The 13,582-nt window shown below is 64.6% G+C and carries 12 protein-coding genes; 4 read left to right on the top strand and 8 right to left on the bottom strand.

Features of this window, described 5'->3' with window-relative positions; genetic code table 11:
* Positions 1–56: 56 nt before the first annotated feature.
* From H6718_16290 to lspA, 3 genes are all read left to right on the top strand, one after another.
* The gene (locus H6718_16290; protein MCB9586959.1) at positions 57–1,271 is read left to right on the top strand and encodes a DNA methyltransferase; all 1,215 of its coding nucleotides are present in this window, start codon (positions 57–59) and stop codon (positions 1,269–1,271) included.
* Positions 1,272–1,368: 97 nt separating this feature from the next.
* Positions 1,369–2,112 (top strand): hypothetical protein, encoded by a 744-nt coding sequence (locus tag H6718_16285; protein MCB9586958.1) that lies wholly within the window; start codon positions 1,369–1,371, stop codon positions 2,110–2,112.
* A 76-nt stretch (positions 2,113–2,188) separates the two neighbouring features.
* Positions 2,189–2,674, top strand: coding sequence for a signal peptidase II (lspA, locus tag H6718_16280; GenBank protein ID MCB9586957.1), 486 nt, complete (start codon positions 2,189–2,191; stop codon positions 2,672–2,674).
* Here lspA and H6718_16275 read toward each other — a convergent pair.
* The 8 genes from H6718_16275 to H6718_16240 form a co-directional block, all read right to left on the bottom strand.
* The gene (locus tag H6718_16275; GenBank protein ID MCB9586956.1) at positions 2,659–3,084 is read right to left on the bottom strand and encodes a hypothetical protein; all 426 of its coding nucleotides are present in this window, start codon (positions 3,082–3,084) and stop codon (positions 2,659–2,661) included. The genes lspA and H6718_16275 overlap by 16 nt on opposite strands.
* Positions 3,081–4,127 (bottom strand): NAD-dependent epimerase/dehydratase family protein, encoded by a 1,047-nt coding sequence (locus tag H6718_16270; GenBank protein ID MCB9586955.1) that lies wholly within the window; start codon positions 4,125–4,127, stop codon positions 3,081–3,083. The genes H6718_16275 and H6718_16270 overlap by 4 nt, the downstream gene beginning before the upstream one ends.
* A 45-nt stretch (positions 4,128–4,172) precedes the next feature.
* Positions 4,173–5,639 carry a GMC family oxidoreductase gene (locus H6718_16265; GenBank protein ID MCB9586954.1) on the bottom strand — a complete coding sequence of 489 codons (1,467 nt, stop codon included), beginning with the start codon at positions 5,637–5,639 and terminating at the stop codon, positions 4,173–4,175.
* Positions 5,632–7,158, bottom strand: coding sequence for a flippase-like domain-containing protein (locus H6718_16260; GenBank protein ID MCB9586953.1), 1,527 nt, complete (start codon positions 7,156–7,158; stop codon positions 5,632–5,634). Before H6718_16260 ends, H6718_16265 begins: the two co-directional genes overlap by 8 nt.
* 17 nt (positions 7,159–7,175) lie before the next feature.
* Complete coding sequence (locus H6718_16255) at positions 7,176–8,228, bottom strand: NAD(P)-dependent oxidoreductase (protein ID MCB9586952.1); 1,053 nt, start codon at positions 8,226–8,228, stop codon at positions 7,176–7,178.
* A gap of 96 nt (positions 8,229–8,324) precedes the next feature.
* A complete protein-coding gene (locus tag H6718_16250; protein ID MCB9586951.1) occupies positions 8,325–10,034 on the bottom strand; it encodes a tetratricopeptide repeat protein in 1,710 nt (569 codons plus the stop codon).
* An 82-nt stretch (positions 10,035–10,116) separates the two neighbouring features.
* Complete coding sequence (locus H6718_16245) at positions 10,117–11,109, bottom strand: sensor histidine kinase (GenBank protein ID MCB9586950.1); 993 nt, start codon at positions 11,107–11,109, stop codon at positions 10,117–10,119.
* Complete coding sequence (locus H6718_16240; protein MCB9586949.1) at positions 11,106–11,333, bottom strand: hypothetical protein; 228 nt, start codon at positions 11,331–11,333, stop codon at positions 11,106–11,108. The genes H6718_16245 and H6718_16240 overlap by 4 nt, the downstream gene beginning before the upstream one ends.
* A gap of 498 nt (positions 11,334–11,831) precedes the next feature.
* On the opposite strand from H6718_16240, the gene H6718_16235 reads away from it, so the two are divergent.
* Positions 11,832–13,571 (top strand): lipoxygenase, encoded by a 1,740-nt coding sequence (locus tag H6718_16235; protein MCB9586948.1) that lies wholly within the window; start codon positions 11,832–11,834, stop codon positions 13,569–13,571.
* Positions 13,572–13,582: the final 11 nt, after the last annotated feature.

Genomic DNA, 13,582 nt, shown 5'->3' with positions numbered 1-13,582 from the left:
GTGCCAGTGCAGATCCCCCGCGGAAACGGATTCGAGGATTGCAGCCCGCGGATCGCGTGGCGCGTGCAGACGTACCTCAGCGCGTCGAGCTGACCTTCAAGCACAACCAGGGCCTCGGCCGGCACGGCTTGTTGCGCTTGACGCCCGCCTACTCGCTGCGACTAGTGGAGGAGCTCCTCACCCACGAACCCCCTCGTGTTGGTCTCTTGGACCCGTTCTGCGGAACCGGGACCACGCCATTGGTCGGAGCCTCTCGGGGTGTGAAGAGCTTCGCCACCGACGTGAACCCCTTCTTGGTGTGGTTCGCCGGAGTCAAGACACGCACCTGCTCTGCTATGCAGCTCTCCCGGCTCGAGGCCCCGTGTGAGGCATTGCTCCGGGCGTTGGCTGACGAAGGGCCCTTGGCGGAGGTGCCTTCGCTGCACCAGATCGAGCGCTGGTGGTCGCCCGAGGCGTTGATCGCCTTGCGACGCATCCGCGGGGAGATCGACGCACGAGCGAAACGTCGCGGTTGGCTGAGAGACGCGCTGGAGTTGGCGCTGTGTCGCACCTTGATTCGCGTCTCCAACGCCGCCTTCAACCACCCGTCAATGTCATTCCGTGCGGCAAATAATAGCCAAGGCAACCGGCTCGCCGTGTTCGAGCTGTTCGAGTCGGAGCTCACCTCGGTGTTGCTGGCGCTTGGAGACTCGCCCTGCGTCAGCGCGAGCATTCTTCAGTCGGACGCAAGGAGCCTCCGCGGCCTCGAAACTGGCAGCTTCGACCGTGTCGTAACATCTCCGCCGTACGCCAACCGTATGAGCTACGTGCGCGAGCTCCGCCCATACATGTACTGGCTTGGGCACCTGAGTCACGCGCGGCAGGCGGGGGAACTCGACTGGCAAGCGATTGGCGGGACGTGGGGGGTTGCAACGAGTCGACTCGCCCATTGGCAAGCGGGAGACGCGTTTCGGCCTCGAAGCCTGCAACGTGCGCTGCGCGACATCCGCAAGTGCGAAGCGAAGAACGCGGAGCTATTGGCGCGCTATGTGGAGCGCTACTTCGAAGACGCTTGGGCGCACCTCGTGCGCTGTGCGGAGCTGATCCACAAGCCGGGTAGCGTCGACTACATCGTGGGCAACTCGACGTTCTACGGCGTGATTGTGCCTACGGAGCGGATCTACGCAGAGATGCTGAGGGAGCTGCGCGCAGTCGACGTGCGCGTGGAGATGCTGCGGAAGCGCAACTCGAAGAAGGAACTGTACGAGTACCGCGTCAGCGGCCGTTTCTGACTCGTTTCTGCCGCGCTAGGGCGAATCGTCCCTTGTGTCCGCCGCGCGGCTGTCTCATGACCGACTCGTGGTTTCCCCCAATGCTCTCTCCGCCGCCATGCTCGACGAAGCCATCGAACAGAGCGTGCGCACGTCCCTCGGTCCTTGCTTGCTGAAGACGGACTACGTGGACTGGTTGACCCGCGCGTTGGCGCCTCACGGTTTCAACGCAGAGAACACCATCGCCTGCGTCGCCGCCTGTCGCGACGAGCTCTGCAGTCCTTTCATCGACGCGGTTGCTGACGCATGGGGAGAGGCTTTCAATCTATCTAGCCTTGCCGGAGTACCGCTGCTCGGGGTGACGGGGTTCGAAGCCGCGTTGTCTCACGCCCCACGCTTTGGTGGTCGTGAGCGCTTCCTGCTCATGGGCATGACCCATGTCGGCACGGACGGCGGCGATCTCGGCATGGTGACGCGCCCTGGGCAGCCCAAGGCGACTCCGGCCTGCGGCGCGCTCGCGAAGCTTCGCAGCGAGCTCGTGGCAGGCGCCGAGAGCAACCCGGAGTTCGACGAGATCGATCCCCACGACGTCGAGATGAGCTTGTTGAGGCGCCGGTTCGGGCACCTCGGCGACCGCGAGCACGTCCCGACGCTGGCTGAGCTGACCCAGGCGGCAGCCCGCGCGATCACTGAAGAGCTCGAGTACCTGGTGGAGCGCTGCGTGCGCCAGCGTCCGGCGGACTTCTGCATTGCCACGGGGATCTTGGTGCACACGCCTCAGGGGCCGAGCCGAGTCGTGCCAGACAAGACTTACGTGGTGGTCCTGGACGGACGCACGGAGCTCAAGCCTCCAGCGCGTTAAGGGCGGCCTCGACTAACCTGAGCGCTGCTCGTCGACCCTCGTGGAATGAACCCGGGGCTCGTCGGTTGACCGCGGGGTGAGACACTGGTCGACGTTGGCTGCGGTGCTGCTGTGCCTAGGGGTCGTGGGTTGTGACCACACGACCAAGCAACTGGCTGTAACCCACTTGAGCGGCCAGGGCCCTGTGCCGGTGGTGCCCGGAGTGCTCGACTTGCGCTACGCAGAGAACACCGACACTGCGTTCAGCCTGCTGGGGAACCACATCGGGACCGAGCCACGAGTGCTAATGCTCTCGCTCCTCGGCGCCTTGGTGACCCTGGGCCTGCTCGGGTACGCGGCGCTGCGCTGGCGGGCCTTCAACCTGGGGGAGCGAGTCGCCATGGGACTTCTGCTGGCTGGGGCTGTGGGCAACCTCGGGGAGCGGATGGTTCGAGGTCATGTGGTGGACTTCCTCCACGTTCGCCACTGGCCGGTGTTCAACGTGGCTGATATCGCCGTCGTGGCCGGCGCGCTGTTGTTTGCTTTCGCAGCTCGGCGTCGCGCCCGCTACTCCGCGGTGTAGTCGAGCTCTGCCTGGCGACAGCTGACACAGTTCTGGCTGTCTTTGCTGAGATCTTGATACTCAGGAGAGACACTGCGCTCGAATAGGGTCTGACCGCCAAATTCCAGGTGGATATCTACCTGGCTCGGGGTGCCGTAAACATAGGCCCAAATCGCCCCATCGAGCGTACCGACGTCGAGGGCCTCCGAGCTGCAGGTCTTGCTGCCGCTCCCGGCGCCGTCCAGCGTGATGTCACAGCTCTCCGGCTGGCCGTCGAGCTCCATGGACAGCGTGTAGTCGCCTGCGCCGGCTCCTGGGAGCCCCAGGATCAACGCGTCCTGGCAAGGTGTAGGACTGTCACAGGTCGCGCTCGGACAGCCAACCAGCAGCCAAGGAGCGACGCTGAGCAAAACCCACCGCAGGCCGCTCACGGCAGCCGCTCCAGGAGCGCCAGCACCCCAAGGCGTACCGGCGAGCGATGGTGGGAGGCACCTTGGCGAGCCTGGATTTCTTCGCGGTGGGCGACGTACCAGTCGTAGGAGTCGGTGATCATCTCGTGGTTCGAGTAGCGTGGCTGCCAATCGAGCTTCTGGCGAGTCTGGGTGATGTCGAACCACATTTCCCGGCCATACATCAAGGAGTGGTAGTCGCCGAGCGGCGACAACCCGAGCTTGCTCGTCACGCGCATGCCCACCGTGGCTGCCGTGAAGGGCAAGCTGCGAATGCTGCTACGGCTCCCTGCGTGCCGGACCAGGCCCCCCAGCAGCTCCCGCATGGTGCCGAAGCGGTCTGTTCCCGCGAGGAAAATACTGGCGCCGGCTCGTTTGCCGGCTGCGACACACACAGCGGCCAGATCGTCAGCATGCACGAACTGGTAGCGGTTGTTGCCGGAGCCCAACAGGTACAGCGGCTTCCCTCGGCGCACCCAGTCGAAGAGGATGCTGAAGATCCCGAGGCGCCCGTGACCGAGCACGGTGCGCGGCCGTACGATGCTCACGTCCAGGCCGCGTTCCACATACTGCTGAGCGACCCGCTCCGCCTCGAGCTTCGCGCGGCCGTACGCCTCCCGAGGCGCGGGCAGGGTCGCTTCGGTCACCGGGTTCTGCGGAGGGATCCCGTGTACGGCGCTGCTCGACGTCAGCACGACCTTGCGCACGCCGCTCCTGAGCGCCGCTTCGAGCACGTTGCGTGTGCCCTCGACGTTCACCGCCCAGAACAGCTCCCGGTCTTTCGCGAGCGGGACCTGCGCTACGTTGTGGTGCACCTCTTCGACGCCGCGCATGGCCCGGGTCACGCTTGAGTAGTCGCAGACGTCGCCCTGCACGAGCTCCACGTCGGCGGAGCGATCGGCGTTATCCACCTTGTCGAATACGCGGACCCGTCGCCCCTCGGCGCTGAAGTGCTGCACCAGGATTTCGCCGAAATAGCCCGAACCGCCGGTTACTAGGGTCGTCACGTCCACCGCCCTTAGCATCGATCCGCCGAGCGTTGCAGGCTCACTGCGGTTCACTGCCAGGCTTCACTGCGCGTCTGCGAACGCCACGGCGTTGCGCCGGGCGAGGGCCATGACCGTGCCTTGAGGATTCACGCCCGGGGAGTCCGGCAGCACGCTGGCATCTGCCAAGCAAAGGTTCTGGAGCCCCCACACGCGGCCTTGGGAGTCCGCGGCGCTCAGATCGTGACGCTCCCCCATGGGGCACGACGAGAAGGCGTGCACCGTGACCAAGCTGAGCGCTCGCTTCGGCAGCTGCTCCTCGAGCCAGCGCGCAGCGTCTCCCGGGCGCTTGAACGGTCCCACGCCCCAGACGCTAGGGAACAGCTCGCTAGCTCCCGCACGGAGCAGCAACTCCGAGAGCCGCGCCAGCCCAACGCTGAGGTGTCGCAGATCGTCCTTCGACAAGTCGTAGCGCACGAGGGTCGCATCTTCGCCGAGCGCCGTGGGGCGCACCCAGCCCTTTCCGGTGCCTCGGACGCCTACATAGTACTGCGCGAGGTGGCTCAGGTTGCTCATCTGGCTTCGGTTCTGTGGCCAGTTGTCGCTGAGGGTCATCGCTAGCTGTCCACTGCCGAAGAAAGCACCACCAAAGGACAGATCTGGCCAGAACTCCTTGACCTGGAGCAATGGGAGCACACTGCTTGCTGAATGCATTGCCTCCGGGAAACGAGCGGCGACCTTCAGGTAAGGGTGCACGCGCAAGCTGTTCCCGACGTGGTAGCGGATCCCGCTGCGGAGCAACAGGGAAGGCGTCTCGGTAGGGCCGCAGCACACGAACACTTGCTCCGCCTGAATGCGCAGTAGCCGCTCTACGCCGTCCGCGGTCTGCACGCGCACGAGCGCGCCGTCTACGCGATCCTTGCGCAACAGCAAGCGCACCACCCGTGCGCCGCCGATCACTCGCGCCCCGAGGGCCTTCGCCTTGGGTAGCAGCGAGCGGCTCATGCCCTGCTTGGCGCCCGTTGGGCAGCCAGCGGCGCACGCGTTGGTGTGTTTGCAGCCTGGCGCTGCGCGCGGCACTTCCCAGGCGCTCCAGCCCATGGCCTCTGCGCCCCGTGCAAACGCGGCGGTGCTGGGCGGCCACGCCTGCTCGCTGACGCCGACCCGTAGCTCGCGCTCGGCCCATTCGAAGTGCTCGTCCAGCTCGCTACTGGCGATGTCGAGCCCCAGCTGAGTTTGCCAGCGCAGCAGCACTTCCGGTGGAGTTCGGTGCCAGAACCCGCTGTTGATCTCCGTACTGCCACCAACGCAACAGCCCTCGACGTATCCAATGGGGACGCCTCCCAGGATCGGCGTCATGCCACGCTTGCGATACATTTGCCGCATGGCAACAGGTGCTGGTTGACCATAGTCGGCCAGTTCGAAGTGGCCACCCTCCTCCAGCACCACCACGTCGAAGCCGCGACGGGCCAACTCGTAGGCCACGGTGGAACCACCGGCGCCGGAGCCGATCACCAGGACCTGGGCTTCGTCTTGAGGCGCTTCAGCCATTCGCGCGCCGCCCCGGTTTGAGTTGCAAGATCACTGCGTCGCTTGCCGCACTTCTCGAGGAGGGTTCGACCCCGAGCGCTCCTTGAACCGCAGGGTGCTCGTAGTAGGCGAGGAGCGTCGTGCTCCGCGGCGCCCTGAGCAGCGCCCGGCCGAGGCTGAGTCTTCCATAGGCCCAGGCTTCCACCCAGCGCCGGCGGCGGCGCTGGTCGAGCTTGCAGAACGGCCGCGCGAACCGCAGCAACGTGGCCGTACGTAGCGCCAGCATCCCAACCCCGTAGTACACGCGCAGGCGAAACGGCAGCGCCGCGAGCTGACCGGCGGTGAAGCTCGCGCAGCTCTTCACCACTTCAGCGTGAGCAGGGACATCCGCTGATTCCTCCGGGATCAACGCTTCACACAGCGCGATGGTGATCGCGGACGGAGCCGGATCCGAGCGCTCCCCAGGTGTTAGGAAACGTTGCCCGGGGTCGAGCAAGCCGAGAGGAGACGCGCTCTTTTGTGCGTCCAGATTCGCCCCGAGGCGGAAGCCGTAGGCGACGATGATGCCAACACCCCAAAGCGTGATCGGGACGTAGAAGGCCAAGTGGACCAGCGCTGCGTAGCCGAAACCTGTGGCTTCGGCGATCCCGACGGCGGTCAGCGCGCGCATGCAGAAGAAGTGAAACGGGCCGATGAACCCGGGGCTCGACGGGACCAAGATCCCCAAGTTGGTCACGGTCATCGCGAGCAGCGCCAAGCGTGGGTCGAAGGCCAGGCCAAAGGCAGGCAGCAGACACAGGAAGAGCCCCGCCTCACACAGCCACACCAGCAAGCTCAACGCGGCGATCCCCAACGCGGCCCGCGGCTCCCGCAGGTAAGCCACTCCGCGCACCGCTTGGTCGATCACGCGCACGAACCGATCATGCATCCGCGGGGCAACGCGATGGGCGACCCGGCTGGTCCAGCGCAAGATCAAGCTCGGCGCCAGCACCGCGGCGAGCACCCCAACCAGCGCTACGGAGAACACCAGCGCGGCGATCTGCAGGGTGGCGCCGAGCCAGCCCTGGTGGGTCGACTGAGGCAGGCTGAAGAACGCGACGGCCAGCAGCCCCAGCATGATCAGCCCATCCAGGATGCGTTCGAGGAAGGTGATGCTTAGGCCCTGAGCAAACGGAAGCCCGCTGCGCTCTGCGAGCATGGCTGCGCGGGCGAACTCACCGAGGCGCGCAGGGAGGATGTTGTTCACCGCATACCCAAGCACCACCACATTCGTCGCGGTCGTGCGGGTGAGGCGTGCCTCTCCGCTCGCGAGGCGGCGGCAACGGATCCCCCGCACTGCATGGCCCGCGAGGTAGCTCAGCACGCCCAGGGGGAGCCAAGGCCACAGCTCCGCGTGAGTGAGCGCCCGCGTGACGTCATCGAACGCCAGGCGCCTCACGGCGAGCAACATGAACGCCGCGCTCGACAAGAGACCGGCCAGCACGAAGACGACTCGACGTCCCTTGCTATGGGCCAGAGGCGCGTTGGTCGAGGCGGTCATGGGCGAGGCTCGGAGACTCAGGGCCGGAGTAACCCTTGATCGATACAATACTGGATGCTGCGCCGCATGCCCTCTTCCAGGGCGACCGTGGGTGTGTAACCCAGCTCCAAGCGGGCCTTGGCGACGCTGCAGGCGATGTGTTTGTTCATCTCCCCCAGCACGTGCAGCTTCTGCTGATAGACGCCCACGCGCTGCAGCGCGCCGTCCAGTAGCGTGGCGACTTCCCCGGCAAACCCTGGCAAACGCAGGCGTTTGTGCGCCACCTGGAACCCGAACTCGGTCTCCATCAGGCGCTCCACGGTGTCGACGATGCGGTTCATCGGGTAGGGCTCTGCGTCGGCGATCCAGTACACGCGGCCGTTTGCGTGAGGAACCGCCGCGGCGCGGAGTAGGCCCTGACACAAGTTATCGATGTAGACCATCGAGCGCAGGTTCTCCCCATTGCCGACGATCGGGACGCGCCCCGCGCGGATCATCTCGAAGAACAGCGTCTGGCGCGGGGGCTGATACGGACCGTAGAACCAGGGCGGCCGGACCAGCACCGTCTGGAGTTTGCCCCGCTCTTGGATCTCGAGGGTCGCTTGCTCCATCAGCATCTTTGACCGCCCATAACCCATATAGGGATTGAACGGCGTCGCTTCATCGAATAGCGCCTCGGGCGAGGCGTTGCAGCCCACGGGCGAGTTCGAAGAGACAACGACGGCGCGCCTCACCCCCTGCTGCTCGGCGACCTCCAAGACGCGCTGGGTGCCTTGAGTATTTACCGCGTAGAAATCCTTGACGCGGCGAGGATGGATCAAGCCAGCGGTGTGCAGCAGCAAGGATCCATCACCATCCCTGCACAGGCGGTCGGCGTAGTCCGGGTCGCGCAAGTCGCCCTTCACCACGCGCACCCGAGGGTCGTCCCACTCCTCGAGGGCTGCGTCAGCCGAATGAATACCAATCACCAACTCAGCGAGCGCTGGAGGGTTCTCGAAAGGCGGCACGCCAGGCAGGCCGTGGAGCAGCGCAGCCACGAGTCGACGCCCCAGCCATCCGCTTGCCCCGGTGACGATCACGCGCCCCGACAGGGGCTCCAGCGCCGGCGAATTTGAAGCTGATTTTGGGGGTGAGGTCATGCGTAGGGCAGCATGCCCAGACCTCTTTGGCCACGTAAAGCTCGAACTCTACTCGTCCAGCTGCTCGCGAACCGCGTTCCGCCAAGCCGCAAAGTCGTCGTCGAGCGTCGGGAGCCAGCCCAAGGTTTCCACCAACACCTCGGCAATGTTTGCCCATTCCGCGGGGTAGCGCGGGGGCACGAGCAAGGGCCGAAGCAACTCGTAGACGTCATCGACGCGTTGCGGGACCGCGCGCGCTAGCTGGCAGCTCGCAATGATCCCAGCGCTGGTGGTCCAGTCGATGGGCCCGTTCAGCAAGTCGAACAGCGCCTGGCGTCCTTGAGCGGCGCTCCAGTCCGGGCTGGCCTGAACCAGCAGGAGCGCCGCAGCGATCTGCACCTTGAACAGCCAGTTCCAGGCGTATTCGCCCTCCGGCGTGGCAGGCGGGTGCAACATGCAGGCGAACAACTGCTCAGCCAAGTCCGGCGATAGCTCCGACGCTCGCAGAGTGGCAGCTTGCCACCAGCGCTCGAGATCGTAATCCGTAGTGGCGATGCTCGAGACCAGGCGCAGCGCGGGATTGGTCGGCGGAAGCAACGCGGGCATCGCGTGTTGTTCGAGCTCGCCGCTCGCGGTTTGGTAGGTCCAGAGCCGCACGGACGTTTCCGCGCGGGACAGCCTGGGATCTGGCTCGGGGATCTCGCCCCAGTTGACCAAAGGAGGGTTCTGCCCGCGAAATCCCGATTCGAGCTGGATCGCCAGCACGCAGCTCGGTGCCTCGATACTGGAGACCGCGCAGCGCAGGATCGGCTTGTCTTCCGCGAGCGCGAAGCTGTTTACCAAAGAACTTGCCGGGTGACGAAAGCCAGCGTCGAAGGGCGCTACGTGTGCCATCAGGGCGCGGGCCCGGGAGTTGCCCGCACGTGCGAGCTCGACGATCCGCTGTGCGTGAGGCGCCGCATGATTTGACCGCCACTCAGCGTAGGGCAGGGAAGCGACGGCCCAGTCGCTGTCGGGATCTCGAGTGAGAGCTTCGGAATAGGCAATGGCAGCGTCAGCGGGGCGCCGGAGATCGAGCAGGATATCTCCCAAGTCGAGGTACACGGCGGCGTCAGCCGGGTCGAGGGCTGCCGCTTGACGAAAGGCGTCAACGGCCTCCTCGAGCTTACCCATGTCTCGATAGGTACTCGCCAGGGACGTGGCAGACCAATAGCTCGCTTCTCGGGCATGCGTGGCGGAGGCGAGCTCGAGCGCCTCAGTGAACTCATTGCGGGCCCTGAGCAATCTTACCACGTGGAAACTGAGCCAGGTGCTCAGTGGGCCTTGGCGCCTGAGTAAGTCAAGCAGAGGCCAGAGCTGCTCGATGGCAATGGGGCTATCGAGGACCTTGGATAGCTCGCGGCCGAGCCGGTCCTGATCGAGTGCTCGGGCACGCTCGGGATCGAGCCACGGATCGAGGTTCAGGACTGCTTGCTGTTTCGCTGCTGCCTGGGCCATCAGTTGCCAGCTGATGGCGTCGTCGTCAGCATTCGCGATCTCGAAGAAGCGTGCCTTGAGCAACGCGTCTCCGGTCCACATCTTCTCAGGGATCAGGCTGTGAGGATCCCGGGTCGCGTGGAACAATCGTCGGACCAACTGGGCGACCTCGAGCCCCGCGGGGGCGGTCACCAGCGCCGCAGCGAGGTGGTGGGCGGCGTGGCGATGGTCCGCCGTATCGAGCGCGCCCCGCGCGATGGCGAGCTCCTCTTCCAGGTTGGTTGGGTTGCAGCTGTCGGTCACTGCTGCGATTATACAGACGGTACGGCTTGCGGAAACCTGGCGTTTTCAAGGCAGTAGCGGGTCGCGTGCGTCTGCCGTGGGACTAGACGGGCTCCTCAGCGCGGGGCAGTTCCAAGCGGAAACAACAATTACCGGGCTCGCCGGACTGGAGCTTCAGATCGCCGCCATTTCGTCGAGCAGCGCGCCGCAAGGCGTAGAGACCGAGGCCCCAGTGTTGCCCCTTCTTGGTGGAGAAGCCGCGCTCGAAAATTTGGCTCCTTAGAGCTTCAGGGACTCCGGGCCCGTCATCCGCGACCTCTGCAAAGACCATTCGCAAGTCGCTCGAGAGGCCCGAACGAAGCGTGATGCAACCGGTCCCCTGAATTGCGTCTTTCGAGTTCGAGACCAGATTCGCGAGGCACCGGGTCACTAGGCCCGGCACGCAGCGGACTTTCATCTCACGCTGGCTTGGTTCGATAACCAAGGTGAGTGTCGGGCCGGCTTGGAGCTCCAACAGCGGGCGACTCCTCTGGAGGATGTGGCCGATCTCGATTTCGGTGCTCTGAAGATCGTAGCCGAGCTGCAGAGCTCGCATGCGGTGCACGAGCAGGCCAAGGTGTTCCATCGAACTTCCCACCCGCGGACCGAGGTCTTCGGCCTGCAACACCGTGACCAAGTTTGCCATGTCGTGGAGCAGGCCCAGCACGGTGACCCGAGTGCCTTCGACTGCGCTCAGCGCGGTCTGGAACGCTTCGTCATCGAGACTCACCGCCAGGCGGCGACGATCGACCACGCCGACCAGTTGTTCGCCGCGCACGATGGGCGTAAACGCGAAGGCGGGATCGGCGAGTCGGAGCAGCTCGCTGGGGTCCAAATCGGGATGGGCGGCCACCACCTCGAGCGAAGGCAGATCGATCAAGCGGCGGCTCCGGGGTTGGCCGGCCACCATCTCCGCAACCACTCCGCGCCAAGACTGACCCTCTCGAAAAAAGGCAGGTGACCCCTGGCGGAGCGCCGGTTCGACGTCAGCGAGGGTGGCGAGTGGGGAGGCCTCACTCAGCGGGGACATGTAGTCCCCGATCGACCCGAAGGTCACAGAGCGAACTCCTCGTTGGCCACCACTTCGATCTCCAACTTCACCTGGAGCATCTCCGAGTCCTCCATCAGGCGCTCAGCGTGCCGCAACACTAGGTCCACCAGCCTCTGTTCGGGCAAACGCTTCAGGTGGGAACGGCGCACGATCAGTGCCTCGATGAGGGGGCTGTCGACTTCGACGCGCTCAAAGGTATTGGGCAACATCTCGTCGAAGGCCTTAGTCATCGCCTTGGCGCCAATGGGCGCTCGCCTGCCAACGACAAGCACGCTTTCGACGGGAGGGATATGGAAGGGGGCGACGGTTAGGGTGACACGAGCGGAGGTATTGGTGTTGCCAGGCATGGGAGCGGTTCCTCTTGACGGAGCATAGCAGAGGCCTGATTCCGGCGTGATAGCCTACGTTTTGTGGCATTGTTGCCGTTCGGACGTGCGGCCGCTGGTCAAGTGCGGAACTGGCAGTGATCGCTGGTGGTTCGGATGGCGAACTTATGCCGCACGGTAACGCGCGACAGCTATCAATATACCTATCAAGGTCGCCCCATCCGTGTGGCTTGTTTCTGCGTTGCACCATACGGAGTCGGTCGCGCAAACGCTTGCCCCAAGCAGAGCGCTTGATGTGGGCATAGGTAGGTAGCTCTGCAGGTCCGAATGACCTAGGCACTTCGGACACAGATAGGCACTCAACTCTGGGGCGGGCTTGATAGAGTCCAAGGCATGCTCCCGATGTTGCCTTCGAAGGACAGTGATCCGACGCGTCAGGAAAAGCTGTTCCAAAACCAGCTACGGTACCGCTACGTGTACGACTGGCCGCCGGGTGTCGCGACCGCCGTGAAGCTCTACGACGGCGACGAATACGGTCGCGAGTACACCGCGAAGTCACTGCCCATCTACGCGTCTATCGCGGAGAACACCGCGGGACACGCTTCGGAGGCGCTATTCAGTAAGAACCCGCTGAAGGCCATCCGTCAGATCTTCGACGAGCTGAAGCCTTCAGAGTTTCGCGGTCGCTTCTTCGATCTCTCGGGGGACATCAGTAAAGGAATTTCCACGCGGCGTCCTGAGAGCTGGCGCGAGTACGAGAACATCTTCCAGACCTGGGACAAGCCACCCATCGTCAGCTTCTTTTCGGGTCCGCCTTCGGAACTCGACAAGGCGTTCGCCTGGCAGCGCATCGCCGGAGCGAACCCCATGGTGCTGTTCCGCGTGAATCGGATGCCGGATCACTTTCCGGTGACGCCAGCGATCTACGCGCAGGTGATGGGCGGTGGGGACAGCCTGGAGGCCGCATTCGGCGAAGGTCGTGTGTACCTGGCAGACTACGAGGTGTTGTCCGGAGTGATCTCTGGCAAGACCAACGGCGAACAGAAGTACGTTTCCGCGCCGATGGCGCTGTTTGCCGTCGAGCGGGGCACAGGCGTGCTGAGGCCCGTGGCGATTCAGTGTGGGCAAACCCCTGGCAAGGAGTTCCCGCTGTTCACTCCCGCAGACGGCTGGCACTGGCGCATGGCGATGGCCCATGTGCAGGCCGCTGACGCGGCCGTTCACGAAGGGGTGGCCCACCTCGGGCGCACGCACTTGGTGATGGAAGCCGTGTTGCTCGCCGCGCGGCGTCAACTGGCTGAAAATCATCCACTCTCGCTGCTCCTCACCCCCCACTTCGATCACACTCTGGCGATCAACGACTCAGCCAAGTTCAGCCTCACGGCTCCGGACGGAACCGTGGATCATTGCTTCGGGCCACGCATCGACCAGTTCGGCGGCTTGGTGCGAAAGGCGCTGCAGACGCTCTCCTGGGACAACCTCGATCCAAACTTGGAGCTGCGCAGCCGGGAAGTCGATGACTCGGCACTGCCAGTCTACCCCTATCGAGACGATGTCTTGCCGGTCTGGGCCGCGATCAAGACCTGGGTAGGTGACTACGTCGGCCACTACTATGCGTCAGCGCAAGACGTGCAGGGAGACGAGGAGCTCGCGGCATTCGCCCGGGAAATCAGCGCCGAGGACGGTGGCCGCATCCCGGGTGTGCCGGTGCCCAGGACGGTCGATGAGTTGGTCGAGTTCGTGACCCGAATCGTGTTCGTCGCGTCGGCCCAGCACTCTGCGGTGAACTTCTCGCAGTTTCCCTTCATGGGGATGGTCGTGAACATGCCGGGAGCGAGTTACTTGCCGCCACCCACCAAGGACACGCCGAACGACGAGGCCACGTACACCGCGATGATGCCCCCGATGAGGCTCGCGTGTGAGGGGGTCAACATGGTGTACCTGCTGAGCAACCTGCGCATCAGCACCCTTGGGCACTATCCGCTGACGCAGTTCGTGGATCCTCGGGTCTTGGCTTCGCTGGCCCGCTTTCGCAGCGCCCTCTCTGAGGTCGAAAGCGCGACGGAAGAGCGGGATAAGAACCGCCTGATGTCATACCCGTACCTGCGGCCCTCGCAGATCCTTCAGAGCATCAGCATATAACCGCAAGGAAA

It is taken from the genome of Polyangiaceae bacterium, from assembly GCA_020633205.1.
In the GTDB taxonomy this organism is placed as follows: domain Bacteria; phylum Myxococcota_A; class Polyangia; order Polyangiales; family Polyangiaceae; genus JAHBVY01.
Note: the sequence above shows the minus strand (reverse complement) of the source record. Positions and strands in the feature narration are given on the sequence as shown.

What these genes read in the sequence shown, in the direction of transcription:
- H6718_16285 (MCB9586958.1), top strand. Translation starts at nt 1,369, where the DNA reads ATGCTCGACGAAGCCATCGAACAGAGCGTGCGCACGTCCCTCGGTCCT.
- H6718_16270 (MCB9586955.1), bottom strand. Translation starts at nt 4,127, where the DNA reads ATGCTAAGGGCGGTGGACGTGACGACCCTAGTAACCGGCGGTTCGGGC.
- H6718_16265 (MCB9586954.1), bottom strand. Translation starts at nt 5,639, where the DNA reads ATGGCTGAAGCGCCTCAAGACGAAGCCCAGGTCCTGGTGATCGGCTCC.
- H6718_16260 (MCB9586953.1), bottom strand. Translation starts at nt 7,158, where the DNA reads ATGACCGCCTCGACCAACGCGCCTCTGGCCCATAGCAAGGGACGTCGA.
- H6718_16240 (MCB9586949.1), bottom strand. Translation starts at nt 11,333, where the DNA reads ATGACTAAGGCCTTCGACGAGATGTTGCCCAATACCTTTGAGCGCGTC.
- H6718_16235 (MCB9586948.1), top strand. Translation starts at nt 11,832, where the DNA reads ATGTTGCCTTCGAAGGACAGTGATCCGACGCGTCAGGAAAAGCTGTTC.